Origin of the sequence: Cupriavidus sp. OTU4054 (assembly GCF_038440175.1) — a bacterium.
GTDB classification, from domain to species: Bacteria; Pseudomonadota; Gammaproteobacteria; order Burkholderiales; family Burkholderiaceae; genus Cupriavidus; species Cupriavidus pauculus_D.
This window is the reverse complement of sequence record NZ_JASATF010000020.1, coordinates 67069-91698: the sequence shown is the minus strand read 5'-3', so window position 1 is coordinate 91698 and position 24630 is coordinate 67069. Positions and strand designations below refer to the sequence as shown.

Sequence of the window (24630 nt, the reverse complement as noted above, 5' to 3'; positions counted from 1 at the left end):
TCGCTTGCTCCGCTAGGCAACAACCGATTCGTCGGACACCGCGACTTTTCGCCGTGAGGTCGTCTTGAATAGGTCGGGGTAAAGGTCCTGACGGCGAACGCCGGTGGCCTTTTCAAATGCGATCAGGCGCTTCAGAGGGACCTCGCCGGTGTTGCACCACTTGGAGACTGCCTGTGACGTACAGCCGATCTTCTTAGCCACAGCGGTCTGGCCGCCCGCGACCTCGACAGCCCTTTTGAGTTCTTCCGGCGTCATTCCATTACTCGCGAAAGTTTCAATACAACTGAAAGTTACAACAACATGCAGGGAATTGCAACAGCGAATTTCAATGGACATTGAAACCTATAGTTGTAGAATCACAGCATGGACAAACAAGAGATTACCCAGACGCTCTCAAAACTCATCGCCGCTGCACGCGAAGCAAAGGGGTGGAATCAGTCTGAGCTTGCTCGCGCTATGGGCGTAACACCACAAGCGGTTCAGAAGTGGGAGGCGGGGACCGCTGTGCCACGCATGGCCAAAATGGCAGCAATTGCCCGCGTACTAGGAATCAGGGAACAACAGGCAATTGTCGACGCATACGGATTCCAACTCGCGGCGGACAAAGCTCAGACCAAAATACCGATGCCCAAAGCGGTAGAGCGTGAGGATAACTTAGCGAATCTTTCAGACGAGGAGAGGGCTATGCTAGTGATCTTTCGCTCGCTACGCGCAGACCTTCGCGAGACCGCCATTGCACAGATGAAGGCTCTTGCGGTTCTAACGGCATCACGCCGCTCGGCGAGCTAAGCGCGCCGCTTTACCGACGCAGGTCCTGAGCGTCAGCTTGCGTTATGGCATACCGCTATGCGCGAGCATTGCTCTGATGGTCGCCAGCAGGGTCTCAAGCTCTCGTCGATTGCCCGGCTTGAGCAACCGCTCGGCCCAAACCTGTACACCATGATCGATCTTCGCGCCAGGCGGCAAGGTCCGCTCGGGGAGATCTGGTTCGCTTGCAATATCATCGGCGTCGAGCGAAAGCCGGACCCGCTCAATGATCTCGTCGCTCAGGGAGCGGCCATTTTTCTCCGCAGCGGCCTTCAGGCGCCCTTCAAGATCATCCGGAATTTGAAGCTTTAGCCAGCCTGGGGGTACGAAAACGTTCTGCCACTGCTCCAGAAACGACCCCACCACTGCGCTCATTTCTTCGGTGAGAGTTCGCCCCGACGCGGCAGCCCGTCGCCTAAGTATGCGTAGTTCTTCGTCCGTCAGATCGGCTACGAGTTCATGTCTTTTCGCGGGATCGTTAGGGTCGTGTCCATTTATCGGGCCCTCGGCCCGCTCCAGCCACAGCGGAGAGACGTCCAGAGCCGCCGCCATCTTGTGCAGAGTTTCGGGGCGGGGCGTTGCCTTGCCCTTCTCCCAGCGAGCCACTTGAGTCGCGGCGACACCAAGCTGTGTTGCCAATTCAGCTTGACTCATGCCCTGGGCTGCGCGCGCGCGCACGATCCGCGAGCCAATAGGTTCAGATTCGTTCATTTTGGTCAAAAAAGGCTTTACACGTGCTTGTGCAGTGGATATGCTAAACCTAAATAGACTTCAATGTACTTTTATTAACACTGAGTGTGGCATATGGACGACAAACGCACCGAAACCATCGCCGTCAAAGTGCGGCCCGAACTACGCGAATGGCTTGCTCGGCGAGCAAAAGGGGAGCTCCGCACGATGTCGGCGGAGGCGTGCCTGCACCTCGAGGCCGCTTTTCGAAAGGAACGCGATCAGATACCGCAACAAATCAGCCGTGGAGAAGACAGCATCAACTGATCCACCAAAAAGAAAAAAGCCGCGACCAGCCTTCGCAGGGCTGACGCGGCTCTCCCGGGAAATCAGCGTTCGCAGCGCCACTTCCCTAATCTCTAAGCATTGGACGGAACCATGCAAAAAGACACTACCTCGCAGAGGCAGGTGGGAACACCCACGCGACACACTGTAGCAAATGCTACGCACTTACTCAATGAGTGCTCGCAAGATGCTATCCGCGTCACTCGCGAAGATTCTCTGATGGGCCACAGTGCAAATGCAATGCGCTGGATCGGCGACAACATCGGCCAGCCGGCCGGCACCAAGATCGAGATCGTCTTCGCCGAGGCGGACGGCACTCAAGTCCGTGCCTCGGTCGCCAGCATGCTCATCATGAGCAACCGCATCCAGCCCGACGAGCGGCACCGCATCCTCAGCGCCCTCCGCCATCAGGCAGAACGTGGCGAACTACATCCCGAGGATCTGCAGGCATACCGCGCGTGGGAGCAGACCAACTGCACCGCGGCCGCGCTCAACGTTGGCCAGGTCACGTCCCTGCTGTTCTCGCTGAATTGGGCCGGCGAGAAGTGTGAAGCCGCCCACGACTTCGAACAGTTCCACGTGCTGGCCCTCGAACTCATGCCGCGCATGGCGTTGGTTCTCGAGCGCGCGGTCGAGCGCATGGGCTGTGCTCCGACCGGTCTGTTCGCCGCCGTGGAGGCCGCTCATGACTAACACGCTGCTCACGCGCAACGAGTGTCTAGGCGTAGCGCAACCAGAAGTGGTCCAGCTCATGGCGTGGATCGATCTTCACGACCGCCCTGCACTCACGCAGTTCGATCCTCAGACTGGCGAGCTCGTCGTCTACTCGATCGAGATCAAAGCCGGCAAACCGGTCGAAGTCTCCGAGCGCATTGCGGCCACGCTGCAGGCCGCCCGCGCGGTACTCGGATATTGAGGGACGCCGAACATGCACGAACTTACCAAGCCCCACAGTTTCGTCAGCGACGCGGCATTCGATTTGGCGGCCAGTGGCGGGCTGCCGCCCAAGCACTCTCTGGAATTCTTGAACCTGCTCGATACCGTGCGCGATGTCGCAGCCGGGACATCTCTCGTGCTTCGCATGGTGGTCAATGCAGACGTCATGGATGCCTGCGAAGGTCCGAAGCCGCAGATCTCGCGCACCGACCTTTTCATGCTGCAGACGCTCTGCCAAGCAGCCCAAGGCATGATCGAATCTCGTGTCGAAAAGCTTCTGGATGACATCAACGACGCGGCTGAAACCTACGAGGCGAGCCATGGATGAACACCGTTGGCAACTCCCGTGGACGGGTGACAGCATCGGCAGAAGCGCGACTGAACCCGCGACGATCGATCTGGTCAACGCCAATCTCGAACTGGTCTCCGTGTCCGTCAAGGAGGCTTTGGCACGGCTCGACCGCATCAAGGTTTGCGGTCGCGCACGAATCATCACCGGCCTGCGCCACGCGGCCGAGAACGGCACGCTGCATCCGGACGACCTCGCGGCATTCCGCAACTGGGAGGCAAGTCATGGCTGACATCATTCGCCTGCCGAATGCGGCGGCGGCGCGCGTATTGCAAAAGCGCGGCCGCGGGCGTCTGCCCAAGTCGGTCGCGACCCTCTGGAGCGCGCGTGCTGCGCGAGCTCAACGGCTGGAGGTGGAGGCGGCGGGGAGTCTCCACCCGGAGCCAAACGGCCGGATCGTCATCACGCCGCTGCCCGATGGGACGTGGGAGTGTCTCTCCTACGGCTGCTTCGCACGGGATGCGGAGCGCGCATGGGACGTGCTCCGATCCGTCACCGCGCACTTTGAATCTGAAATCGCCATGTCACGCAGCCAGCGCGGCCGTGCACTGTCACTCGTAACGGAGGGGAAGAAATCATGATGATGATGCTGAAAGAACTCCGTATCCCGGAGCAAACGACCACGATCGACATCGTGAGCGCTATCGAGAATTCGCTGCTGCAGTTGAGCGGCGCGGTGGTTGTCGCCAGACGCGTCGCAGGCCATGACGATGACGAAGCGCTGATGAATATGCTGTGGGGCGTCGAGGGCCACGTGTTCGAGTTGCAGGCGGCGTTCGACGCGCTGCGTGCGCGCCAGCGGGCCGCTCACTCTGACATCGACCGGCTCCGCAAGGTCCTCGATCGCGTGTCGCCAGAGGCGTTGGCCGCCGCGGGCATCTTTCCGCTCGCCGACGCCAACTGCGGCGACGACGAACTGCGGAAATTCGTGGACGAAGCGGATGATGTCGCGGCACTGTCGGAGGTCGCACATGGCTGAGCAGACTCAACAGCAGCATCGGCTGATTCGCCTGCCTGATGTATTGAAGCGCGTGGGCCTCAGCCGCACCAGCGTCTACACCCGCATCCAGGCAGGCACCTTCCCCTCGCCCATTAAGATGGGCTACTCGAGCAGGTGGGTGGAATCGGAAGTGCAGGCTTGGATCGATCAGCAGATCGCTGCGACGCGAGATTCAGCGTAACCTCGTTCCTTGAGCACACAGCGGCGGCCAGTGCGCCGCCGTTTCTCATTCAGGCACGCGGCCAACCAGCGCAACCGGAGACTACATGCCAGCAGAAATCACGCACCCATGGCAGCGCATGTCCGCACACAATGTGAAGCGCGCAACAATGCTTTGGCAAACCATCCAACGCGGGGCTGAGTCATCAGGCTTTTCCGTCTGCATTGAGGGAAACCGCACTTACGTCGCGCGCGACGGCTTCAGAATGTGGGCCCGTCTAATCGATCCGTCTGCCAAGGCGCAGGACATCGTGAATGCGCGCGCACAAAAGAGACCTAGCTCGCTAAAACTGGTTTTTACAGGCGGCTGGGCATCAGCTCGGTTTGAGGACAAGCCAGGCAGGCCACTGGAAGGTCAAATCCGGGAGATATGGAATCGCCTTAGCAGCGCAATTCGTCGAGAGGTAATCGAGGGCAAGAAGTTTGAAGCATCCCTCAGCGAGATGCGAGCACGCGAGGCAACTCGATTGGCAAAGGTTGCCGAGGCGTCAGCGCTAGAGAATGCGCGGAAAGAAGAAGAACGCGTCATGGCAGAGCGACGCGCGCAGCTCATCCTCGAAGCAGATCGATGGGGCCAGGCAACGCGTATCAGATCATATCTTGCGGCCGTGCGCGCAGCCTCTGCGGCGGCAGACCCAGAAGTTGCATGCGCGTTGAGCCGATGGACCACATGGGCCGAGTCCGTTGTTCTCGAACTAGACCCATTGCCGGGGCGGGTAGCCCGGATTGATGAGGGCGAGTGGAAATCCGAAGCTTCGACGGACCCCGCACGCCCAGACTAGACCATAGATGCCGGCGCAACTTGGCCGGGGCCAATGCACAGGGGCCCATCCAAGTCCAGCATGTCGGCATAGTTCTGAAGCATCTCCCTTCGCTCTTGGAGGTACTCCGCTCGGTTGTAAGCCGCCTCGACCTTATCGCTGATCTCGTGCGCCAATGCGCGCTCGATCACCACGGTACGGTAGCCTGCCTCATTCAGGATGGTCGATCCGAGCGCGCGGAAGCCGTGGCCTGTCATACGGCCCCGATATCCCATCGACCAAAGCGCGTAGAGCATCGCGTTCTCGCTCATCGGCCTGTCGCCCTTCCGCTCATGCGGGAACAGGTACTCGCGATCCCCGGTGTATCCCCGCAACTCCTTCAAGGCTTCGACGGCCTGGCGGCTTAGCGGCACGTCGTGCGCGCGATTTGCCTTCATCCGCGTCGCGGGAATACGCCAGACGGGCGCCTCCCCGTCGAGATCATGAAACTCTGCCCACGTCGCGCCGCGGATTTCCTTTGTCCGGGCCAGCGTAAGCATGGTCAGTCTGAGCGCGATGCGGACAATGATGCCTGGATACGCGCTCATGACTCGCAACAGTGCTGGCAGTTCCTCCCGGCTTATACAGGCGAACGACTCGGTAGGGTTAATCTTCAGAGCCTGAGCGCGGAGCTTGGTGAACTCCTTGGCGACGAGCGGCACCGGATCACGGTCGATGTACTCGCGCAGGACTGCGAACTGGAAGACGCCGGCTAGGCGTTGACGAACTCGCCGCGCGGTCTCTGCCTTCCCTTCTGCAAGCATTTTCTGAAGGACGGCGAGGATGTCGGCGGTCCCAATCGTTCGCATCGGCTTCGCTCCGATGATTGGGAGGACGTGATCCCGTAACGACTGCCAGTTCTGGTGCGCGTGCTGCACGGACCAGCCGGAGCGATATGCCTCGATCCACTCTTCGACCACAACGGCCAACGTACGCTTCGCGTCGCCGGCGGCTATCTTCTTCGCCTGCGCCTCGGCGAGGCGTGCCGCTCTGACTTCCCGGGCCGCGGTCCGAGCTTGTTCGGCCTCAAGCTTGAGTCGGGCTGACTCCGCCTGTCGATGCGCGGCCGGGTCCAGACCGCGACTCAGCATGTCTCGCAACTCATCCCGCCGCTCGCGCGCCTCGGAGAGCCGCATCGTGACCCGCTCTGTGCCCTTCTTCCGATAGACACCGACCTGCGTCAGCTTCTCCTTCCCGTCGAGCGTGTAGCGCACGCGCCAGTACATCGAACCGTCCGGGTTGACGAGCAGGAAGAGCCCGCGCTCGTCGTAAATCTTGCGGGCTTTCTCTCCAGGCTGTTCGTTCTTGAGCTGGATCTCGGTGAGTCGTGGCATCGCCCTCGTCCTCGGGGTACAAAGCTCGCGTTCGCGCTTGCTTGGGGTACCCCGCGTATCGTTGATGAGACCAGTTTACCCCACTATGTACCCCGGATTTTTACCGGCTGTGGATGGACGACTACGCACGACTTAGGACAGCATATTGCCTGCAAACCCTTGCTGCATAAGGGATAGAAAACAAAAAAGCCGCCCAATTGGACGGCTTCGGATGACTTCGTACTTGTTCTTGGCGGAGAGAGGGGGATTCGAACCCCCGATAGGCTATTAACCTATACACGCTTTCCAGGCGTGCGACTTAAACCACTCATCCATCTCTCCGGGAAGTCCGCGATTATAGCAGAGCCACTCGCGCTGTCCAGAGGCGCCCTACCCGCGCCGAAGATAACTCACCAGCCGGTCGATCACCGGTGCGTTCCGTGGCGTAATCAGGCTCACGATGATGGCCGCGGCAAAGCCTGCCGGCACGCCGAATGCCCCGGACGCGATGGGGTCCACGCCGAACCAGCGGTTGCCGAAGATCCCCGTGATGCGCGTGAAGAACGGATAGTTGACGAAAATGTAATAGACCGCGACCGCCAGTCCCGTGGCCATCCCCGCCACCGCCCCGGCCGCTGTCGTCCGCCGCCAGAAGATGGCCAGCACCAGCACCGGAAAGAAGCTCGACGCCGCCAGCGAGAACGCCGCGCCGACCAGGAACAGGATGTTCCCCGGCCGTAGCGACGTCACGTACGACGCAAACAGCGCCACCCCCAGCAGCACGATCTTCGCCGTCGTCACCCGCCGCTGATGACTCGCCTGCCGATCGACCATGTGGTAGTACACGTCGTGCGACAACGCATTGGCGATCGTCAGCAGCAGCCCGTCGGCCGTGGACAGCGCCGCCGCCAGCGCGCCCGCCGCGATCAAACCCGAAATCACGTAAGGCAACCCGGCAATCTCCGGCGCCGCCAGCACGATCATGTCCGGCTGGATCAGCACCTCGGCCCACTGCACGATGCCATCGCCGTTCATATCCCGAATGCCGAACACGGGCGGATCCACCTTGCGCCACTGCACGACCCACTGCGGCAGATCGCCATACGACGTGCCCACCAGATGGTGAAAGAACTCGTACTTGACCAGCGCCGCCAGCGTCGGCGCGGAGACGTATAGCAGCGCGATGCAGAACACCGCCCACGCCACCGAATTGCGGCTCTCGCGCACCGACGGCGTCGTATAGAGCCGCGTCAGGATATGCGGCAGGCTCGCGGTCCCAAGCATCAGGCAGAACACCAGCAGCACGAAGTTCAGCCGCTTGGTCGCGCGCTCCTCCTCGGTCGCCGCCGGATAAGGCTCCGTCGACGGCGTCGAGGGCTGGCTCCGTGCCAGCGCCTCGTCGCGCATCAGCGTCCATTGCTGAAGCGCATCGGCCGCGTCCACCGGAAACGTCGCCCGCTCCCGCTCCACGGTCTTGATCTCGCGCAACGGCGCATTCCGTACCCGCAACTCCAGCAGCCGCGCATCGAGCGCGGCGCGCTCTTCGTCGAACGACTGCGGCAGACGCGCGATCCGCTCGTCCAGCGCCCCCGCCTGCCGGCGAAAGATCTCGCGGACCTGGATCTCGGCCGGCGACTGTTCGAGCGCCTGCTCCTGCCTGTCCAGCTGACTGAGCAGCGACCCATAGCTGACCTGCGGCAGTATCTCGCCATGATGCTTCCAGGCAATCAGCGACACGGTCAGCAGAAACGCGACGATCAGCATGATGTACTGCGCCACCTGCGTCCACGTCACCGCCCGCATGCCGCCGAGAAACGAACACACCAGAATGCCCGCCAGCCCGAAGAACACCCCGACCGCGAACTCCACGCCGATAAAGCGCGTCACGATGAGCCCCACGCCCTGGATCTGCGCAACCAGATAGACGAACGAACACAGCGACGCCGCCAGCACCGCGATCGCCCGCACGGGCAGATTGCCGCCCGGCTTGCCATTGCCATACCGCGCCGCCAGGAAATCGGGAATCGTGTAGCCGCCATACTTGCGCAGATACGGCGCAAGCAGAAACGCCACGAGGCAATAGCCGCCGGTCCAGCCCATCACATAGGCCAGCCCCTCATACCCAGAGGCAAACAGAATGCCCGCGAGCCCGATGAACGATGCCGCGCTCATCCAGTCCGCGGCAATCGCCATGCCGTTGAACATCGCCGGCACGCGCCGCCCCGCGACGTAATACTCGTTGAGGTCCGAAGTCCGGCAGATCAGCCCGATGCACGCATAGATCGCGATCGTGACGAAGAGGAACACATACCCAAGCCACAGCGCATCGGCATTGGAGTGCTCGAGCAACCCCATCATCGCGACGAAGCCCAGCAGCCCCAGCGTGAAGAGGCTGTAGTAGAGCATCAACCGGCGGCGGAATTTCGACTGCGCGTCAGACATGAAGGTGGCGACCGATGAAGAACGCGCTCGGCAAAATGCCAGACAAGCGCGGACAGAAAAGCGCCCCTCTCCCGCTAGGCGGCAGAGGGGCGCATGGCGTCAGGCACTCGGCCCAGCCTCGGCGGACAGAACTTACTGTGCCTGCTTCAGCTGATCGAGAATCGCCGGATTCTCGAGCGTGGACGTGTCCTGCGTAATCTCTTCGTTCTTGGCCAGAGACCGCAGCAGACGACGCATGATCTTGCCCGAGCGCGTCTTCGGCAGGTTGTCGCCAAAGCGGATGTCCTTCGGCTTGGCGATCGGACCGATCTCCTTGCCCACCCAGTTACGCAACTCGGCCGCAATCTTCACGGCCTCTTCGCCCGTCGGCCGCGAACGCTTGAGCACGACGAACGCGCAGATCGCCTCGCCCGTCATGTCGTCGGGGCGGCCCACCACGGCGGCCTCGGCCACCAGCGAGTTCGCCACGAGCGCGGACTCGATCTCCATCGTGCCCATGCGGTGGCCCGACACGTTCAGCACGTCGTCGATGCGGCCCATGATCGTGAAGTATCCGGTGTCCTTGTCGCGGATCGAGCCATCGCCCGCCAGATACAGCTTGCCGCCGAGTTCTTCCGGGAAGTAGCTCTTCTTGAAGCGCTCCGGATCGCCCCAGATCGTCCGGATCATCGACGGCCACGGACGCTTGACGACGAGAATGCCGCCGCTGCCGTTCGGCACGTCCTGCCCGGTCTCGTCCACGATCGCGGCCATGATGCCCGGCAGCGGCAGCGTGCACGAACCCGGCACCAGCGGCGTGGCACCCGGCAACGGCGTGATCATGTGCCCGCCGGTTTCGGTCTGCCAGAACGTATCGACGATCGGGCAACGCTCGCCGCCGATATTCTTGTAGTACCACATCCATGCTTCCGGATTGATCGGCTCGCCCACCGTGCCCAGCAGGCGCAGGCTCGACAGATCGTACTGGCGCGGATGAATCTTCTCGTCGGCCTCGGCCGCCTTGATCAGCGAACGGATCGCGGTCGGCGCGGTATAGAAGATCGACACCTTGTGGCGCTGGATCATGTCCCAGAAGCGGCCGGCATTCGGGAACGTGGGCACGCCCTCGAACACGACCTGCGTCGCGCCCGCCGCCAGCGGACCGTACGCGATATAGGTGTGCCCCGTGACCCAGCCGATATCGGCGGTACACCAGAACAGGTCGTCCGGCTTGATATCGAACGTCCAGCGCATCGTCATGAGCGCCCACAGCAGATAGCCGCCCGTGCTGTGCTGCACGCCCTTCGGCTTGCCGGTGGAACCCGACGTGTACAGCACGAACAGCGGATGCTCGGCATCCACGGGCTCGGCCGGGCACGTATCCGGCTGGCCGGCGGACACATCCTCCATCCAGCGGTCACGGCCTTCGGTCCAGGCGACCTTGCCGCCCGTGCGGCGATACACGACCACATGCTTCACGGCTTCGCAGCCGCCCAGCGCGAGCGCCTCGTCGGCAATGGCCTTCAGCGGCAGCGCCTTGCCCCCGCGCATCTGCTCGTCCGCGGTAATCAGCGCCACGGCGCCGACGTCCACCAGACGCTCCTGCAGGGACTTCGCCGAAAACCCGCCGAACACGACCGAATGCGTGGCCCCGATGCGCGCGCACGCCTGCATGGCCACCACGCCCTCGACCGACATCGGCATGTAGATGACCACGCGGTCGCCCTTCTTGATGCCAAGCGCCTTCAGCCCGTTGGCAAAGCGGCTGACGCGCGCGAGCAGCTCGTTGTAGCTGACGCGCGAGACGGCGCCGTCGTCCGCCTCGAACACGATCGCGGTCTTGTCGCCAATGCCCTTCTCGATATTCCGCTCGAGGCAGTTGTACGACGCGTTGATCTGCCCGTCCTCGAACCACTTGTAGAACGGCGCGTTGCTCTCGTCGAGGACCTTCGTGAACGGCTTGTGCCAGTGGAGCAGGTCGCGCGCATGGCGCGCCCAGAAACCCTCGTAGTCGCGGGCCGCTTCGTCGCACAGCGCCTGGTAGGCCTCCATGCTCGGGATCGAGGCGGTCTTGGCGAGCGACTCGGGAGGATTGAAAACGCGATGCTCCTGCATCACCGACTCGATGGCGGACATGAGGTTGTCTCCTGATCTGGATGGAATGCTTTTGGCTGCAAGGTACGCCCGGCGCCTTACTCAAACCTGACGGTCGAAGGAACGGTCTCGCTCGGCGGCATGCTGCGACGCAGCAGCAAGCCGGGCGCGCATGTGCAGTCGGCTCCATTAGGCTAGCACAGCTACAATGCCGCGAGCCACCCGCAATCGCGCAGACCGTATTGCGCCAACGCACGCCTCCCTGCTTCGCCAACGTGTCCTTCCACGCCCTGTTATTGATCGCCGCGATGGCCCTCGTCGGCAGCAACGTCGGCCTCGGCAAGTCCATCATCGCCGAGGTCCCCGTCCTGCTGTTCGCGCTGCTGCGGTTCGTCATCGCCATCGTCTGCCTCGTGCCGTGGTATCGCCCCGCCCGCATGCGCGCGGTCTCGCGCGCGGAATGGCGCAACCTCTTCCTGATGGCGTTCTTCGGCACGTTCGGCTTCACGCTGCTGATGCTCGGCGGCGTGCGGCTGACCAGCGCGATGGCCGCGGGCGTGATCACGAGCACGATCCCAGCGACCGTGGCCCTGCTGTCATGGCTGCTGCTGCGCGAGGCGCTGTCGCGCCGGACCGTCGCCTCGGTACTGCTGGCGGTGGCCGGCATCGCGGTGCTCAATATCGCGCGCGGTGGCGATGACCATGGTGCGGGCCACGCCGCCGATGGCGGCACGCATGCACTGCTCGGCAACCTGATGATCCTCGGCGCCGTGGTCTGCGAATCGATCTACGTCATCCTGTCGCGGCGGCTGTCCCAGTCGCTCGCCGCGATCGAGATCTGCGCGTACACGCACCTGATCGGCGGTCTGCTGATGCTGCCGCTCGGCATCGTGCCGCTGCTGTCGTTCGATGCGGCTGCCGTCTCTCCGCATGTCTGGGCGCAGATCGTCTGGTACGCGCTGTCGGCAAGCATCTTCTCGTTCTGGCTCTGGATGAAGGGCATCCGCCATGTGCCCGCGCAGCTGGCCGGCGTGTTCACCTCGGTGCTGCCGATCGCGGCGGCGGTCTACGGCATCGTGTTTCTGGGCGAGCGGCCAGGCTGGGCGCATGGCGTCGCGCTGGCCTGCGTGCTGGCGGGCATCGCCATCGCCAGCTGGCCCGGGCCGATCGCGCGGCGCGCGATGGCCGCCCCCCGCGCTGAAACAATCGGTAGCGAATCAGCGGGGCCGAAAAGGTAGGGTAAACGGCAGGCAGACGGTACAATCGACGCCGCTTTGAATGTCTGCAACGAATGTCCGCCATCCAACCGTCCGCATCCTCCATGGCCCACACTCCCCTGCGTCCCATCCCCAGCATCATCTTCGCCTCGCGCTGGCTGCAACTGCCGCTCTACCTCGGCCTGATCGTCGCGCAGGGTGTCTACGTCTATCACTTCCTGATCGAGGTCTGGCATCTGGTCTCGCATGCGGCCACGTTCGACGAAGCCAAGATCATGCTCGTGGTGCTCGGCCTGATCGACGTCGTGATGATCTCGAACCTGCTGATCATGGTGATCGTGGGCGGTTACGAGACCTTCGTCTCCCGCCTCGGCATCGACAACCACCCCGACGAACCGGAATGGCTCGACCACGTCAACGCCGGCGTGCTCAAGGTCAAGCTGTCGATGGCGCTGATCGGCATCTCGTCGATCCACCTGCTCAAGACCTTCATCGACGCCGAACAGCGGTCGGAACACACGATCATGTGGCAGGTCATCATCCATCTGGCCTTCCTGCTGTCGGCGGTCGCCATGGCATGGGTGGACCGCATGACGTCGCATCCCGCGCCGGCCCACGACCCCGCCGGCACGGCGGGCGCTCCCGCCACGGCCGATCACTGACACCCGTCGGACGGCCCAGGGCGATCGTCCGGCCGCCCGATGTCGCCCCGGCCCCACATCCGGGCACCTCTCGGGCACCTCTCGGGCGCCTCTCGGACACGAAAATGGCTGTCGACGCCTGTATGCAACCGGGCAGCCGCGCCGCGCACGGTGTATCATCCCGGGCTGTGTTTCACCGCAGCCCCACCCCCACAAAATGACAGTCATCAAGCAAGAAGACCTCATCCAGAGCGTCGCCGATTCCCTGCAGTACATCAGCTATTACCATCCGATGGACTACATCACCAGCCTGGGCCGCGCCTACGAGCTGGAGCAGAGTCCGGCCGCGAAGGATGCGATCGCGCAGATCCTGACCAACAGCCGCATGTGCGCCGAAGGCAAGCGTCCGCTGTGCCAGGACACCGGCATCGTCACGATCTTCGTCAAGGTGGGGATGGACGTGCGCTGGGATGGCGCCACCATGGGCCTGACGGACATGATCAACGAAGGCGTGCGCCGCGGTTATACGCACCCCGACAACGTGCTGCGCGCGTCGATCGTGAACCCGCCCGAAGGCGGCCGCAAGAACACCAGGGACAACACCCCGGCCGTGATCCACTATGAAGTGGTCCCCGGCAACACCGTGGATATCCAGGTCGCGGCCAAGGGCGGCGGCTCGGAGAACAAGTCCAAGTTCGTGATGCTGAATCCGTCGGATTCGATCGTTGACTGGGTCCTCAAGACCGTGCCGACGATGGGCGCCGGCTGGTGCCCGCCCGGCATGCTGGGCATCGGCATCGGCGGCACCGCCGAGAAGGCCATGGTCATGGCCAAGGAATCGCTCATGGAGTCGATCGACATCCACGAGGTGATCGCCCGCGGCCCGAAGGACTGGATCGAGGAAATGCGCGTCGAGCTGTACGAGAAGGTCAACGCGCTCGGCATCGGCGCGCAGGGCCTGGGCGGCCTGGCCACCGTGCTCGACGTCAAGATCATGGGCTACCCGACCCACGCGGCCTCGAAGCCCGTGGCGATGATCCCGAACTGCGCGGCCACCCGCCACGTGCACTTCACGCTGGACGGCAGCGGCCCGGCCCAGCTGGAAGCGCCGGACCTGTCGGCCTGGCCGAAGGTGGAATGGGCACCGGACACCGAAACGTCGAAGCGCGTCGATCTGAACACGCTCACCCCCGAGGAAGTCGCCTCGTGGAAGCCGGGCCAGACGCTGCTGCTGAACGGCAAGATGCTGACCGGCCGCGATGCCGCGCACAAGCGCATCGCCGACATGCTGGCCAAGGGCGAGAAGCTGCCCATCGACTTCACGAACCGCGTGATCTACTACGTCGGCCCCGTGGATCCGGTCCGTGACGAAGTGGTTGGCCCGGCAGGTCCCACCACCGCTACCCGTATGGACAAGTTCACCGAGACCATGCTCTCGGAGACGGGCCTGATCTCGATGATCGGCAAGGCCGAACGCGGCCCCGTCGCCATCGAGGCCATCAAGAAGCACAAGTCGGCATATCTGATGGCCGTCGGCGGCGCCGCCTACCTGGTGTCCAAGGCCATCCGCGGCGCGAAGGTCCTGGCCTTCGAAGACCTCGGCATGGAAGCCATCTACGAGTTCGACGTCAAGGACATGCCCGTGACCGTCGCCGTGGACAGCTCGGGCACCTCGGTCCACAAGACCGGCCCCGCGGAATGGCAGGCCAAGATCGGCAAGATCCCCGTCGCCACCGCGTAATACATCCCCGATGTCCCCCCTCTCCCCCGGGAGAGGGGCCACTTCACCTCTGCGTTGAACCCCTCCCCGATCGGCGTCTTCGATTCCGGCCTCGGCGGCCTCTCCGTGCTGCGGGAGATCCGCGCGCTGCTGCCGCACGAATCGCTGCTGTACGTCGCCGACTCGCGCCACGCACCCTACGGCGAAAAACCCGAATCGTTCGTCGAATCCCGCACGCTGGACGTCTGCGAATGGCTGGTCGCGCAAGGCTGCAAGGCCCTCGTCATCGCCTGCAATACCGCGACGATGCACGCGGTGCAGGCCGTGCGCGCGCGCTTCACCACGCTGCCCGTCATCGGCGTCGAGCCGGGCCTCAAACCCGCGGCCGCGGCCAGCCGCAGCAAGGTGGTCGGCGTGCTGGCCACCGCCAACACGCTCAAGAGCGACAAGTTCAACCGGTTGCTGGGCACGCTGCAGCACGCCAGCCGCTTCGTCTGCGAAGCGGGACTCGGCCTCGTGCCGATGATCGAGCAGGGAGATATCGACAGCGCCGCGATGCGCGCGCGCCTGCAGTCGCTGCTCGCGCCGATGCTGGACGCGGGCGCCGATACGCTGGTGCTCGGCTGCACCCACTATCCGTTTCTGACGCAAACCATCCGCGAGATGGTCGGTGACCGGCTGACCATCGTCGATACCGGCGTGGCCATCGCGCGCCAGCTTGCGCGCAAGCTCGCCGAGTTCGATCTTGCCGCCCCGTCCGACGCCGCACCGCGAGACCGCTATGTCTCCACGCGCGACGCCGCGCATCTGCGGGCCATGGCGGCAGCACTGCTCGGCGTCGATGCGGCCGCCGAAACTGTGACGATCGGTACCGACCTCACTGCGTAAAGCCGAGCGGCCGATGCTGCCGCACCTCGGGCTTCACCGCATGCTCCTGCCGCAGCTGCGCCAGAAACTCGTCGGCCGTCAGCGCTTCCCCCAGCACCACGCCCTGCCGCTTGACCGTCGCGAAGTCGCCGGGCGTCAGGCAGTCCATCGCCAGCAGCTCGGCGCGAATCGCATCGGTCAGGGCCGCCTCGTCGCCTGCCAGCGCTTCCTCGACGAACATCCGTACCCGCTGCGCGGGCTGCAGTGCCTGAAAACGGATCTTGAACGAGAAGCGCCGCAGCGCCGCTTCGTCGATACGATCGAACAGGTTGGTCGTGCAGATGAAGATGCCGTTGAAACGCTCCATGCCCTGCAGCATCTCGTTGACCTCGGACACCTCGTAGTTGCGCACCGCGCGCTGCCGGCTCTGCATGAAGCTGTCGGCCTCGTCGAGCAGCAGCACCGCGCCGTCCTCTTCCGCGCGCGCGAACATCGCGGCGATCTGCTGCTCGGTCTCGCCCACGTACTTGCTCATCAGGTCCGATGCGCGGCGGATCATCAGCGGCAGGTCGAGCGCGCTCGCGATATGTTCGGCCAGCGCGGTCTTGCCGGTCCCCGGCGGCCCGTAGAAACACAGCGTGCCGCGCTGCCGCGCCCCGAGCGCGGTAATGATCTTGTCCACGGCAAAACGCGTCTCGAGGTGCAGGTTGTCGAGCCGATAGTGCGTGACCACCGCGCGCGCCTCGGCCTCGGGCCGCATGCCCATCGCGCGGTCGGCATGCTCCAGTTGCCGCAGGATCAGCGCCTCGGTCGGCTCCTCCACGCTCGGCCGCGCGAGCTCGACGAACCGCGCCGCCGATTGCACCTGCGCCGGCGTCAGCGTCTTGCGCGCGGCCAGCGTGGCAATGAACGCATCGCTCACGTCGAGCGCGCCCAGATGCTTGCGGATGATGTTCTCGCGCACGAGTGGCGGCGGAATCTTGAGTTCCAGGTGGAACTGAAAGCGACGCAGATACGCGGGATCGATCTGGCGGATCGAATTCGAGATCCAGATCACGGGCACCGGATTCTGCTCGAGCGTCTGGTTGACCCACGCCTTGCCGTTCACGGACGCGCGCGTATCCTCCTGCCCGAACAGGCTCATCAGCTCGCGCGCGCTGCCCGGAAACACGTCCTCCACCTCGTCGAACAGCAATGCCGTGCGCGGCCGCCCGCGCAGAAAGGCCTGCGATACCTGCAGCGATCGATAGCGGTCGCGCCCGGACAGGCTGTTGCCGTCGCGATCGAGGCAATCGACCTCGTACAGTTCGCACCCCGCCTCGCGCGCGATCAGCCGCGCGAACTCCGTCTTGCCGGTACCGGGCGGCCCGTAGATCAGCACGTTCACGCCGGCCGCGCTCTGGCGCGTGGCGTTGCCGAGCAGCGCGGACAGATACCGCGCATCGGTTTCCACATGCGGATAGTCGCCCGTGCCGAGTGTCGGCGCCGCGGCGGGCCGCGTGAAGACGGCCATCATCTCGGCCTCGGTCGCATAGTTGCCGAGCAGCACATGCAGCAGCCGGTCGGACAGGCGCATCAGGTCGCCCAGATCGGTCACGCTGTTCTCGGGCAGCGGCTGCTCGATCAGGTTCAGCGTCTCCAGCCGCGAGCCGGGCCGCAGCGACATGGCCACCTCCCCCGCGCTCGCACCGGTCAGTCCCGCGAGAATCTGGAACGCCTCCTGGCTGTGCGCGACCTTGCAATCGACCATCACCGCGCGCAGGTCGCGCTTGTACTTGGCCAGCGCCGCATAGAGCAGCAGCTTGCGTTCATGGTCGGGCAGGTTGAGCACGTGACTCAGCATGTCGATATTGCGCACGAGCAGCACGCGCTCGCCCTGCAGGCGCCCCGCGATCGCGGAGGCCGACGCGTCGAACACCGCGAACATGTCCTTCGCATGGTGCTTCACGTACTCGTCGAGGTAATAGAACAGCGCGCTTTCGTCGAAGGCGCTGTTCCACTGGCCATGCCGGTCGAGAAATTCCTCGGGCGTCAGGCGCGAGGCGCCCTTCCACGCGGGCATGTCGGCGCAGCGCGCGGCGAGGAACCGCTGCACGCGCAGCACCACGCCGTATGGCCACACCATTTCCTGCGCGCTCACGGTCAGCACGTCGTTGATATTGCTGCGCAGGTTGAAGCGCGGGCCCAGCGTGCAGACCACGCGCAGCGCAAACTGCGCGCACATCCAGTCGAGCGCGGAACTCGACGCCGCCCCAGTCGTCGGACGTAGCAGCGTGGAGCGATCGTCTTCGGCGAAGCGTGTGAAGTCCATGCCTGTTCCCTTCGCACGGGATGTGGCCGGCGGACCCTTGTCGCGTCGCGCCTGCCTACCCGGTTACGTTCGCGGTGTTCTCTCGCAGTCTGTTAATCGTAGCGCGCTTTAGGATTTGCGTGACATCCGCGAGAACCCGCGCAGGGCGCGTCGCACGGACGTTTGGAGCGGGCGGCCACATTGCGGAATGGAAGCTTCGGCCACAACGATCCGCTGCGTGCATTGCACAATGCGCAACAAATAAGAATCATTATCGTTTATACTGCTGCGCTGATAACGCTGCCCCAGAGTGGCGCTTCCCCTTCGGATTCGTGTATTTCGAAGTGCCTTTCGGAGCGTTTATCATGGAACTGCTGCTTAGCCTGCTGGTTGGTTGTGGCATCTCGCTGATCCTGTTCTATCGCAAGTAACGCGCGGTAGTTCTAGTTGCCCTTCACATGTTCGATCAACGTTTTCTCAAGATCACCGTTGCTGTTCTGCTGTTTCACGCGGGGCTGCTGTACCTGATCCAGAGCGGTCTCGGCCGCAAGATGACCGAGGCGATCATCGCGCCGGAAATCATCGCCCATATCATTCCGATGGAGCCGCCCAAGGCGCCGCCCGCGCCGGAGCCTCCCAAGGCCAAGCCCGAGACGCCGCCCAAGCAGGTGAAGGTGGTCACGCCGCGCCCGACGCCGCAGCCGCCGAAGCCCGCGATCGAGCCGGCGCCGTCGCTGCCGCCGTCGCCCACCGCGATCGAGGCACCGCCCGCGCCGCCTGCGCCGCCCGCGCCCGAGCCCGCCCCCGCGCCGCCCCCGGTCAGCGCCGCGCCGCGCGCCATCGGCATCGGCGAGGTACAGTGCTCGCAGCCGGCCCCGACCTATCCGCGCCAGTCCATCCGCCTCAACGAGACCGGCACGACGATGATTCGCCTGACGATCGACGAAGGTGGCCGTATCTCCAAATCGAGCATCACGCAATCGAGCGGTTCGTCGCGACTCGACGAGGCCGCGCTCGACGCCGTTCGCCGCATGCGCTGCCAGCCCTATATGGACAACGGCCGGCCGATCTCGGTCACCGCGGTGCAGCCGATCAATTTCGAATTGAAGTAGCCATCCCATCAACGTAAGTGCCCGGTTCGCCCGGATCTCCAAACAACAGACTCATCAGGAACAACCATGCAGGACCTCGGACTCTCCCACCTCTGGACGCAAGGCGATTTCGTCATGCGCGCGACCGCGATCATTCTGCTGATCATGTCCCTTCTGTCCTGGATCGTGATTCTCACGAAGGCGTGGGATCTGGTCCGTCTCAAAAAGATGGCGCATGGCGCGGAAAAGCGCTTCTGGCACTCGGACGAATTCGACCACGCGCTGGAAACGCTGGGCTCGAACGACAGCAACCCGTTCCGCATGCTCGCACTGACCGGCAAGGAAGCCGCGCAGCATCACCGCGCAAGCCAGCCGCAGCTGCATGACGCGATGGATATCTCGGACTGGCTGACGCGCTCGCTCAAGAGCTCGATCGACGAAGCCGTGTCGCGCATGCAGTCGGGCCTCGCCGTGCTGGCATCGGTGGGCTCCACCGCGCCGTTCGTCGGCCTGTTCGGCACGGTGTGGGGCATCTATCATGCCCTGATCGGCATTGGCGCCTCGGGCGTCCCGACCATCGACAAGGTGGCCGGCCCCGTCGGTGAAGCGCTGATCATGACCGCCTTCGGCCTGGCCGTGGCCATCCCGGCCGTGCTCGGTTACAACGCGCTGTCGCGCGGCAACAAGGGCGTGATCTCGAAGCTCAACCGTTTCGCGCACGACCTGCACGCCTACTTCATCACCGGCGCGCGCCTGCGCCCGACCGCCCGTGGCGCCGCCTCCGATGACGCTTCGGTGCGCCTGGCCGTCAAGAACTAAGCTGCAAAGAGGAATCCATCATGGCATTCGGCACGCTCGACGGGGACGATGACGAGGTGATGAGCGAGATCAACATGACGCCGCTGGTGGACGTCATGCTGGTGCTGTTGATCATCTTCATCATCACGATTCCCGTGATCAACCACGCGGTCAAGATCGATCTGCCGCGCGCGACCAACCAGCCCAACGACACGAAGCCCCAGAACATCAACGTGGTCGTCGATGCGCAGGGCAAGGTGTACTGGAACCAGCAGGAGGTCGACCAGCCCACGCTGGAAGCGAACATCGCGCAGGCCGCGCAGCTGCAGCCGCAACCGGAACTGCATCTGCGCGCGGACCGCGACGTCCGCTACGAGGCGGTCGCGGAAGTCATGGCCGCCGCGCAGCATGGCGGGCTGGGCAAGATCGGCTTCATCACCGAGCCCAAGCGCTGAGCGCGGGGGTTTCGGCAAAAAAAAGGCATCCGCATGGATGCCCTTTTTTTATTCGCCGCACGCCACCGACGCGCCGATCGAACAACCGTGTAAATGGATGTGAACACGCTTGTAATGATAACGGTTCTCATTTATGATCGCTCCATCAATCGATCAATGGATCGCGTCTGGAGAAGAACATGAGCACTCTCAGCCTGCCAATGCAGCAACCGCGAGAAGTCTCGCGTCGCCGTCTGTCGCTTCGTCGTGTGGAGGTTGCCCCGCAGCAGCCCCGCCGCGAAGCCTCTTCGGCCATGGCGTCGGTCCGCTCGGCGGTCGCCGCCCTGCCCGCCCGCCTGGAAGCGCTGATGCGCGTGGAAACCATTGCGCCGGCCGCGCAGACGACTGCGCCCGCCGTGCCGCTGGAATCGCTGATGCAAGGCGCGACGACGCTGCCGATCCTGCATAACGGCGACGTCTATACGCTGCGCATCACGCGCTATGGGAAGCTGATCCTGACGAAGTAGGTTCGCCGGATAGAAGACCTGCCGACCTGCCGAAACATCGCCCCGCGGACATTGCGCCCGCGGGGTTTTTCATTGTGCTACGGGCGCCGAATGGCTCAGATGCCCAGCGCGGCAATGCCGGCGCGCGCGATCTGCGCGTCTTCGGTGGACTTCACGCCCGACACGCCGACGGCACCCACGTACTGGCCGTTCACGACGATGGGCACGCCGCCCTCGAGCATGCCCTGCAGGTTCGGCGCCGTCAGGAACGAGTAGCGGCCATTGTTGATCATGTCCTCGTAGATCTTGGACTCGCGGCGGCCCATTGCGGCCGTGCGCGCTTTCTCGGTGGCGATATAGGCCGAGATCGGTGCCACGCCGTCGAGTCGCTGCAGGGCGAGCGGATGGCCGCCATCGTCCACCACGGCGATCGTGACAGCCCAGTTATGAAGCTTGGCTTCCGCTTCGGCGGCCGCAACCAGCTTCTTCACGTCGTCAGCCGTCAGTACGGTCTTTTGCTGCATACCCTCTCCTAAGGTGTGTCATCAAGGTCGAGGCCGCAGTATATCGTGCGACGTGCGCGCGCCCGCCGACAAAGCGCGTCCCATCGCGCCGCCGCTCGCGAACATCGCACAAAAAAAGCCCGCCTGGCGGCGGGCTTCTTCAGCGAGGGGAAATCGCCGGCGGACGATCAGGCGCCGTCCGTGAACGCATCGCGGCGATCGGTCACGCGCGCGCCGTCGGTGAACGGATCGGCCCGGCCATGCGCGCCGTCGGGCACGTAGCCATCGCGATTGCTGATGCGCGCGCCATCGGTGTACGGATCGGGGGCGGCCACGCGGTTCGTGGTGGAGTATGCGTTGTCGGCGTTCATCGGCGCGGCGATGGCCGATGCCGAGGCGGCACCGAGTGCAAGAAGCGCGACAGAAGCGGCTGCGGTAGCAATGCGTTGGATGGACATTTGGGAATCCTCTGCGTTCGTGGACGCTGTTCGTTGGTGACACGGCATCGTTGCAGTGCAGCAGCGATGTCACGAAAGCAGTGTAGGTGGTAACCCTGAGCCACTCGGCCAATGTGATTGATCGGTCTGGTCAAATAAATTGAGCGTCGAATTTTAGTTGGAACCGACACGCGCAATTTCCATTCATCGAATGTCGGAAGATGCTGACGCCCCTCTACCAAAGAACCGTGTGCATCCAACAAAAAAGCCCCCGAAGGGGCTTTTTCGCAGGCATGTATTTCGAATCAACGGTGGCCGTGACCGCCGTGGTAACCGCCGTGATAGTGGCCGTAGCCGCGATAGCCGGGGCCGTAGTAGTAGCGCGGGCCAGCGTAGTAGCCAGGACCGTAGTAGACCGGGGCCGGACGTACCACCACCGGCGGCGGGCCATAGTAGACCGGGGCCGGGGCCACCACGACGGGCGGCGGCGGCGAGTAGTAGGCGGGCGCAGGCGGGTAGTACGCGGGACCGCCGACGACGACGCCAGGGACGCCAATGCCGATGTCCACGTTCACACGGGCCATTGCAGCGCCAGACGCCAGCGCGGCGGCCACACCAAATGCTGCAAGGAACCAGCGTTTCATGATCGTTGCCTCGTAAAGTGAGCTTTGATGAGGCGTATTCTAGCGCTCGGCAAAAATTCAGGTGAAACCGCACGCGCTACATTGTTACCGCCGGTAACAGCCAGATCACATGATGCCGGCGATGCGTCGTGCTTGCGGAGTCGCGCCTAAGCCACCACAATATCGGGCTTGCCATGCGGCCGTGGAGAAATTGGTAGACTCAGCAGACTTAAAATCTGCCGCCTTTCCAGGCTTACGGGTTCGAGTCCCGTCGGCCGCACCAGAGCACCCACTATCGCCCCACCACCGCCCCGCCATCGCCCCGCCCTCGGCCTCGGATCGCCTCAGATCACCGCGTAGCAGAGCAGCGCGCCACCCACCATCAGGAACACGAACAGCACCGCCGCCAGGCCGAGCGGCTTGCGCCCCGCGCGTAGCAGATCGCCGATGCGTGTGTGCAGACCGATCGCGAGCATCGCGCAGGCCAGCATCCAGTTGTCGAGCGCGATCAGCGGCGTCTTCCAGTCCTGCGGCACCAGCGATGCCGAGTTGAGCGCCATCACCGCGACGAACCCCAGCGCAAACCAGGGCACCGCGCGCAGCAGCGCGCGCCAGTCGCGCGCCTTGGCCCGAGCCTCGGCATCGCCCTCGGCAGCCTTGCCCTGCGGCCACAGCGCCATGATCAGCAGCAGCGGACCGAGCGCAAGCACGCGCACCATCTTGGCCACCACGGCCGCATCGGCGGTCGCGTCGCTGACCATCTTGCCCGAGGCAATCACCTGCGCCACCTCGTGCAGCGTTGCCCCCGTGAAGATGCCGAACGCGCGCTCCGTGATCGCCAGATGCCAGTGCTGCGTGGCCAGTTCGTAGAGCCACGGATAGAGCAACATGCCGACCGTGCCGAACAGCACCACGGTCGCGACCGCGACCGCCGTCTGCCGATCGTCGGTACGCACCACGGAGGACACGGCAATCGCCGCCGCCGCGCCGCACACCGCGCTCCCCGCGCTGACGAGAATCGCCTCGCGCCGCGACAGGCCGAAGAACGTCGAGCCCACCCACGTGCCGAGCAGCAGCGTCGCCACCAGCATCGTCAGCGGCACCACGACGCCCGCCGCGCCCAGCGCGGCGATGGCGCCGAACGTCAGGCGCAGGCCGTAGAGCGCCACACCCAGACGCAGCGAATGATGCCGCGCGAGCTGCATGCCCGGGCCGAGCGGCGCGAGCCAGTGCCGCGGCATCGTGTTGGCCGCGACCATCCCCGCGCACATCGCCAGCGTCAGCGCGCTCAGGCCATACCGCGACACCGCCGGATGATCGGCCAGCGTCATCATCAGCCACGCGATGCCGCCCAGCGGAACCAGCGCGATCAGACGCGTCGGCCACGAGGCGACGGCCGGAGCGGAAGGCGTGGACGGCGTGGAAGCAGCGGCGGGCGCGGAAATGGGGTTCGAGGACATGGCAGTGGGGGGAGGTCTGCGTCGATGTCCCTAAGCGTAGTGATCGCCGCTCAATCAGTAAAACGGGTAATATCGTTATGCCTTAACTGTTTTATCGATAGAACAATGGAATACCGCCCGCTTCGTCTCACCCTGCGCCAGCTTTCCGTGTTCGTGGCCGTCGCCCAGCACGGCAGCACCATCGCGGCCGCCGAGGCGCTGGCGATGTCGCAGTCCGCGGTCAGCGCCTCGCTCGCGGAACTGGAACGCGCGCTCGACGGCCCGCTGTTCGACCGGGTGGCGCGGCGGCTCAGCATCAACGAATCGGGGCGCCAGTTCTTTCCGCGCGCGCTATCGCTGCTCGACCAGGCACACGAGCTCGAGCGCTTCTCCGCGCAAAGCGGCGTCGCACTGCGCATCGCCGCCAGCAATACCATCGGCAGCTACATCCTCCCGCCTCTGCTCGCGGGCTTCCGCAACGCGCAGCCGGGCCCCTGCTCACTCGACCTGCGCATCGGCAATACGCAAGACGTCCTGCAGTCGCTGCTGCAGTTCGAGGTCGATATCGGGCTGATCGAAGGCACGAGCCACGAGCGCGAACTGCGCAGCGTGCACTGGTGCGACGACGAAATGGTGGTCGTGGTGGGGCCTTCGCATCCGCTGGCGCTGGCGTCGCAGCGGCCGGAGACGCTGCACGACATGCTGCGGGAAGCCGACTGGATCGTGCGGGAACCGGGCTCGGGCACGCGCGAGATCATCGAGTCGCGGCTCGTGCCCGCGCTGGGCACGCTGCGCTATGCGCTGGAACTGGGCAATGCGGAAGCGATCAAGCGCGCGGTGATGAGCGGTTTCGGCGTGAGCTGCCTGTCGTTGCACGTGGTACGCGACGAGATCGCGCGCGGGCTGCTGCTGCCCCTACGGGAAGGATTGCCGCCCGTCATCCGGCCGCTGCAGCTCGTGGTGCATCAGGACAAGTATCCGACGCAGGGGTTGCTCGCGTTCAGCGAGTATCTGCGCGCGGCGGCGCCGGGAATCAGTGCGTAATGCCAAAGCAAAACGAACCAAAGCAAAACGGCGTCGTTTTCACGACGCCGTTCGGCAAAACAGAACA

At 64.2% G+C, this 24630-nt stretch carries 29 protein-coding genes and 2 tRNA genes; 20 read left to right on the top strand and 11 right to left on the bottom strand.

The genetic code is table 11. The features are described 5' to 3' along the window. Positions 1-12 precede the first annotated feature (12 nt). Complete coding sequence (locus tag AAHB16_RS22200; protein ID WP_342051979.1) at positions 13-255, bottom strand: transcriptional regulator; 243 nt, start codon at positions 253-255, stop codon at positions 13-15. 108 nt (positions 256-363) lie between these two features. Here AAHB16_RS22200 and AAHB16_RS22195 point away from each other — a divergent pair, with 108 nt between their 5' ends. Continuing rightward, positions 364-789 (top strand): helix-turn-helix domain-containing protein, encoded by a 426-nt coding sequence (locus AAHB16_RS22195; RefSeq protein ID WP_342051978.1) that lies wholly within the window; start codon positions 364-366, stop codon positions 787-789. A gap of 42 nt (positions 790-831) precedes the next feature. Here the strand turns inward: AAHB16_RS22195 and AAHB16_RS22190 are convergent, their stop codons facing one another. Next, a complete protein-coding gene (locus tag AAHB16_RS22190) occupies positions 832-1518 on the bottom strand; it encodes a helix-turn-helix domain-containing protein (protein ID WP_342051977.1) in 687 nt (228 codons plus the stop codon). Positions 1519-1611: 93 nt separating this feature from the next. Between AAHB16_RS22190 and AAHB16_RS22185 the strand changes: the two genes are divergently transcribed. From AAHB16_RS22185 to AAHB16_RS22145, 9 genes are all read left to right on the top strand, one after another. After that, positions 1612-1803, top strand: coding sequence for a hypothetical protein (locus AAHB16_RS22185; protein ID WP_342051976.1), 192 nt, complete (start codon positions 1612-1614; stop codon positions 1801-1803). Between the two features lie 258 nt (positions 1804-2061). Continuing rightward, entirely contained in the window at positions 2062-2514 is a 453-nt protein-coding gene (locus AAHB16_RS22180) for a hypothetical protein (RefSeq protein ID WP_342051975.1), read from the top strand. Beyond that, positions 2507-2737 carry a hypothetical protein gene (locus tag AAHB16_RS22175; protein ID WP_342051974.1) on the top strand — a complete coding sequence of 77 codons (231 nt, stop codon included), beginning with the start codon at positions 2507-2509 and terminating at the stop codon, positions 2735-2737. The genes AAHB16_RS22180 and AAHB16_RS22175 overlap by 8 nt, the downstream gene beginning before the upstream one ends. Before the next feature lie 12 nt (positions 2738-2749). Further along, a complete protein-coding gene (locus AAHB16_RS22170) occupies positions 2750-3085 on the top strand; it encodes a hypothetical protein (protein WP_342051973.1) in 336 nt (111 codons plus the stop codon). Further along, positions 3078-3338: a hypothetical protein gene (locus tag AAHB16_RS22165; protein ID WP_342051972.1), complete on the top strand. Its 261-nt coding sequence runs from the start codon at positions 3078-3080 to the stop codon at positions 3336-3338. The genes AAHB16_RS22170 and AAHB16_RS22165 overlap by 8 nt, the downstream gene beginning before the upstream one ends. Next, positions 3331-3687: a hypothetical protein gene (locus AAHB16_RS22160; protein WP_342051971.1), complete on the top strand. Its 357-nt coding sequence runs from the start codon at positions 3331-3333 to the stop codon at positions 3685-3687. The genes AAHB16_RS22165 and AAHB16_RS22160 overlap by 8 nt, the downstream gene beginning before the upstream one ends. Next, complete coding sequence (locus tag AAHB16_RS22155) at positions 3684-4085, top strand: hypothetical protein (RefSeq protein ID WP_342051970.1); 402 nt, start codon at positions 3684-3686, stop codon at positions 4083-4085. Before AAHB16_RS22160 ends, AAHB16_RS22155 begins: the two co-directional genes overlap by 4 nt. Further along, positions 4078-4287, top strand: coding sequence for a helix-turn-helix transcriptional regulator (locus AAHB16_RS22150; RefSeq protein WP_342051969.1), 210 nt, complete (start codon positions 4078-4080; stop codon positions 4285-4287). The genes AAHB16_RS22155 and AAHB16_RS22150 overlap by 8 nt, the downstream gene beginning before the upstream one ends. A gap of 85 nt (positions 4288-4372) precedes the next feature. Further along, entirely contained in the window at positions 4373-5107 is a 735-nt protein-coding gene (locus tag AAHB16_RS22145; protein ID WP_342051968.1) for a hypothetical protein, read from the top strand. Here the strand turns inward: AAHB16_RS22145 and AAHB16_RS22140 are convergent. The 4 genes from AAHB16_RS22140 to acs form a co-directional block, all read right to left on the bottom strand. After that, complete coding sequence (locus AAHB16_RS22140; protein ID WP_342051967.1) at positions 5104-6459, bottom strand: tyrosine-type recombinase/integrase; 1356 nt, start codon at positions 6457-6459, stop codon at positions 5104-5106. The genes AAHB16_RS22145 and AAHB16_RS22140 overlap by 4 nt on opposite strands. Positions 6460-6689: 230 nt before the next feature. Then, positions 6690-6780, bottom strand: a tRNA-Ser gene (locus AAHB16_RS22135). 48 nt (positions 6781-6828) lie between these two features. Then, positions 6829-8880 (bottom strand): sodium:solute symporter family protein, encoded by a 2052-nt coding sequence (locus AAHB16_RS22130; protein ID WP_150371182.1) that lies wholly within the window; start codon positions 8878-8880, stop codon positions 6829-6831. A gap of 132 nt (positions 8881-9012) precedes the next feature. Further along, complete coding sequence (acs, locus tag AAHB16_RS22125; protein ID WP_150371181.1) at positions 9013-10995, bottom strand: acetate--CoA ligase; 1983 nt, start codon at positions 10993-10995, stop codon at positions 9013-9015. 233 nt (positions 10996-11228) lie between these two features. On the opposite strand from acs, the gene AAHB16_RS22120 reads away from it, so the two are divergent. From AAHB16_RS22120 to murI, 4 genes are all read left to right on the top strand, one after another. Continuing rightward, positions 11229-12191 (top strand): DMT family transporter, encoded by a 963-nt coding sequence (locus AAHB16_RS22120; protein WP_342051966.1) that lies wholly within the window; start codon positions 11229-11231, stop codon positions 12189-12191. A gap of 83 nt (positions 12192-12274) precedes the next feature. Further along, complete coding sequence (locus AAHB16_RS22115; RefSeq protein ID WP_150371179.1) at positions 12275-12832, top strand: TIGR00645 family protein; 558 nt, start codon at positions 12275-12277, stop codon at positions 12830-12832. A 196-nt stretch (positions 12833-13028) separates the two neighbouring features. After that, on the top strand, positions 13029-14552 hold the full coding sequence (locus AAHB16_RS22110; protein WP_150371178.1) for a fumarate hydratase: 1524 nt from the start codon (positions 13029-13031) through the stop codon (positions 14550-14552). Between the two features lie 54 nt (positions 14553-14606). Beyond that, positions 14607-15419, top strand: coding sequence for a glutamate racemase (murI, locus tag AAHB16_RS22105; RefSeq protein WP_150371177.1), 813 nt, complete (start codon positions 14607-14609; stop codon positions 15417-15419). On the opposite strand, the gene AAHB16_RS22100 is transcribed toward murI, so the two are convergent. Further along, positions 15409-17709: an AAA family ATPase gene (locus AAHB16_RS22100; protein WP_150371176.1), complete on the bottom strand. Its 2301-nt coding sequence runs from the start codon at positions 17707-17709 to the stop codon at positions 15409-15411. The two genes, murI and AAHB16_RS22100, sit on opposite strands and share 11 nt — an antisense overlap. Positions 17710-18146: 437 nt before the next feature. Between AAHB16_RS22100 and AAHB16_RS22095 the strand changes: the two genes are divergently transcribed. The 4 genes from AAHB16_RS22095 to AAHB16_RS22080 all read left to right on the top strand — a co-directional run bounded on the left by AAHB16_RS22095 (position 18147) and on the right by AAHB16_RS22080 (position 20538). Next, positions 18147-18800: an energy transducer TonB gene (locus tag AAHB16_RS22095; RefSeq protein WP_150371175.1), complete on the top strand. Its 654-nt coding sequence runs from the start codon at positions 18147-18149 to the stop codon at positions 18798-18800. 66 nt (positions 18801-18866) lie between these two features. Continuing rightward, positions 18867-19598: a MotA/TolQ/ExbB proton channel family protein gene (locus AAHB16_RS22090; RefSeq protein WP_150371174.1), complete on the top strand. Its 732-nt coding sequence runs from the start codon at positions 18867-18869 to the stop codon at positions 19596-19598. 20 nt (positions 19599-19618) lie between these two features. Continuing rightward, positions 19619-20032: an ExbD/TolR family protein gene (locus AAHB16_RS22085; RefSeq protein ID WP_150371173.1), complete on the top strand. Its 414-nt coding sequence runs from the start codon at positions 19619-19621 to the stop codon at positions 20030-20032. A 179-nt stretch (positions 20033-20211) separates the two neighbouring features. Next, complete coding sequence (locus AAHB16_RS22080) at positions 20212-20538, top strand: hemin uptake protein HemP (protein WP_150371172.1); 327 nt, start codon at positions 20212-20214, stop codon at positions 20536-20538. A 95-nt stretch (positions 20539-20633) separates the two neighbouring features. On the opposite strand, the gene AAHB16_RS22075 is transcribed toward AAHB16_RS22080, so the two are convergent. The 3 genes from AAHB16_RS22075 to AAHB16_RS22065 form a co-directional block, all read right to left on the bottom strand. Further along, positions 20634-21041 carry a GlcG/HbpS family heme-binding protein gene (locus AAHB16_RS22075; protein ID WP_150371171.1) on the bottom strand — a complete coding sequence of 136 codons (408 nt, stop codon included), beginning with the start codon at positions 21039-21041 and terminating at the stop codon, positions 20634-20636. A 167-nt stretch (positions 21042-21208) separates the two neighbouring features. Further along, positions 21209-21478 carry a hypothetical protein gene (locus AAHB16_RS22070; RefSeq protein WP_342051965.1) on the bottom strand — a complete coding sequence of 90 codons (270 nt, stop codon included), beginning with the start codon at positions 21476-21478 and terminating at the stop codon, positions 21209-21211. A gap of 284 nt (positions 21479-21762) precedes the next feature. Then, positions 21763-22101 (bottom strand): hypothetical protein, encoded by a 339-nt coding sequence (locus AAHB16_RS22065; RefSeq protein ID WP_150371169.1) that lies wholly within the window; start codon positions 22099-22101, stop codon positions 21763-21765. 175 nt (positions 22102-22276) lie between these two features. Between AAHB16_RS22065 and AAHB16_RS22060 the strand changes: the two genes are divergently transcribed. Then, positions 22277-22363, top strand: a tRNA-Leu gene (locus tag AAHB16_RS22060). Positions 22364-22424: 61 nt separating this feature from the next. Here the strand turns inward: AAHB16_RS22060 and AAHB16_RS22055 are convergent. Further along, positions 22425-23540, bottom strand: coding sequence for a YeiH family protein (locus AAHB16_RS22055; RefSeq protein WP_342051964.1), 1116 nt, complete (start codon positions 23538-23540; stop codon positions 22425-22427). A gap of 105 nt (positions 23541-23645) precedes the next feature. On the opposite strand from AAHB16_RS22055, the gene AAHB16_RS22050 reads away from it, so the two are divergent. Beyond that, positions 23646-24563: a LysR family transcriptional regulator gene (locus AAHB16_RS22050; RefSeq protein ID WP_342051963.1), complete on the top strand. Its 918-nt coding sequence runs from the start codon at positions 23646-23648 to the stop codon at positions 24561-24563. Positions 24564-24630 lie beyond the last annotated feature (67 nt).

Excerpts from the sequence above, each read along its gene's own strand:
- AAHB16_RS22180 (WP_342051975.1), top strand. The coding sequence starts at position 2,062 with ATGCGCTGGATCGGCGACAACATCGGCCAGCCGGCCGGCACCAAGATC.
- AAHB16_RS22130 (WP_150371182.1), bottom strand. The coding sequence starts at position 8,880 with ATGTCTGACGCGCAGTCGAAATTCCGCCGCCGGTTGATGCTCTACTAC.
- AAHB16_RS22090 (WP_150371174.1), top strand. The coding sequence starts at position 18,867 with ATGCAGGACCTCGGACTCTCCCACCTCTGGACGCAAGGCGATTTCGTC.
- acs (WP_150371181.1), bottom strand. The coding sequence starts at position 10,995 with ATGTCCGCCATCGAGTCGGTGATGCAGGAGCATCGCGTTTTCAATCCT.
- AAHB16_RS22075 (WP_150371171.1), bottom strand. The coding sequence starts at position 21,041 with ATGCAGCAAAAGACCGTACTGACGGCTGACGACGTGAAGAAGCTGGTT.
- AAHB16_RS22095 (WP_150371175.1), top strand. The coding sequence starts at position 18,147 with ATGTTCGATCAACGTTTTCTCAAGATCACCGTTGCTGTTCTGCTGTTT.
- AAHB16_RS22100 (WP_150371176.1), bottom strand. The coding sequence starts at position 17,709 with ATGGACTTCACACGCTTCGCCGAAGACGATCGCTCCACGCTGCTACGT.
- AAHB16_RS22155 (WP_342051970.1), top strand. The coding sequence starts at position 3,684 with ATGATGATGATGCTGAAAGAACTCCGTATCCCGGAGCAAACGACCACG.
- AAHB16_RS22190 (WP_342051977.1), bottom strand. The coding sequence starts at position 1,518 with ATGAACGAATCTGAACCTATTGGCTCGCGGATCGTGCGCGCGCGCGCA.
- AAHB16_RS22110 (WP_150371178.1), top strand. The coding sequence starts at position 13,029 with ATGACAGTCATCAAGCAAGAAGACCTCATCCAGAGCGTCGCCGATTCC.
- AAHB16_RS22065 (WP_150371169.1), bottom strand. The coding sequence starts at position 22,101 with ATGAAACGCTGGTTCCTTGCAGCATTTGGTGTGGCCGCCGCGCTGGCG.
- AAHB16_RS22070 (WP_342051965.1), bottom strand. The coding sequence starts at position 21,478 with ATGTCCATCCAACGCATTGCTACCGCAGCCGCTTCTGTCGCGCTTCTT.
- AAHB16_RS22150 (WP_342051969.1), top strand. The coding sequence starts at position 4,078 with ATGGCTGAGCAGACTCAACAGCAGCATCGGCTGATTCGCCTGCCTGAT.
- AAHB16_RS22160 (WP_342051971.1), top strand. The coding sequence starts at position 3,331 with ATGGCTGACATCATTCGCCTGCCGAATGCGGCGGCGGCGCGCGTATTG.
- AAHB16_RS22185 (WP_342051976.1), top strand. The coding sequence starts at position 1,612 with ATGGACGACAAACGCACCGAAACCATCGCCGTCAAAGTGCGGCCCGAA.
- AAHB16_RS22145 (WP_342051968.1), top strand. The coding sequence starts at position 4,373 with ATGCCAGCAGAAATCACGCACCCATGGCAGCGCATGTCCGCACACAAT.
- AAHB16_RS22175 (WP_342051974.1), top strand. The coding sequence starts at position 2,507 with ATGACTAACACGCTGCTCACGCGCAACGAGTGTCTAGGCGTAGCGCAA.
- AAHB16_RS22200 (WP_342051979.1), bottom strand. The coding sequence starts at position 255 with ATGACGCCGGAAGAACTCAAAAGGGCTGTCGAGGTCGCGGGCGGCCAG.
- AAHB16_RS22195 (WP_342051978.1), top strand. The coding sequence starts at position 364 with ATGGACAAACAAGAGATTACCCAGACGCTCTCAAAACTCATCGCCGCT.
- AAHB16_RS22115 (WP_150371179.1), top strand. The coding sequence starts at position 12,275 with ATGGCCCACACTCCCCTGCGTCCCATCCCCAGCATCATCTTCGCCTCG.
- AAHB16_RS22140 (WP_342051967.1), bottom strand. The coding sequence starts at position 6,459 with ATGCCACGACTCACCGAGATCCAGCTCAAGAACGAACAGCCTGGAGAG.
- AAHB16_RS22080 (WP_150371172.1), top strand. The coding sequence starts at position 20,212 with ATGAGCACTCTCAGCCTGCCAATGCAGCAACCGCGAGAAGTCTCGCGT.
- AAHB16_RS22170 (WP_342051973.1), top strand. The coding sequence starts at position 2,750 with ATGCACGAACTTACCAAGCCCCACAGTTTCGTCAGCGACGCGGCATTC.
- AAHB16_RS22165 (WP_342051972.1), top strand. The coding sequence starts at position 3,078 with ATGGATGAACACCGTTGGCAACTCCCGTGGACGGGTGACAGCATCGGC.
- AAHB16_RS22055 (WP_342051964.1), bottom strand. The coding sequence starts at position 23,540 with ATGTCCTCGAACCCCATTTCCGCGCCCGCCGCTGCTTCCACGCCGTCC.
- AAHB16_RS22085 (WP_150371173.1), top strand. The coding sequence starts at position 19,619 with ATGGCATTCGGCACGCTCGACGGGGACGATGACGAGGTGATGAGCGAG.
- AAHB16_RS22050 (WP_342051963.1), top strand. The coding sequence starts at position 23,646 with ATGGAATACCGCCCGCTTCGTCTCACCCTGCGCCAGCTTTCCGTGTTC.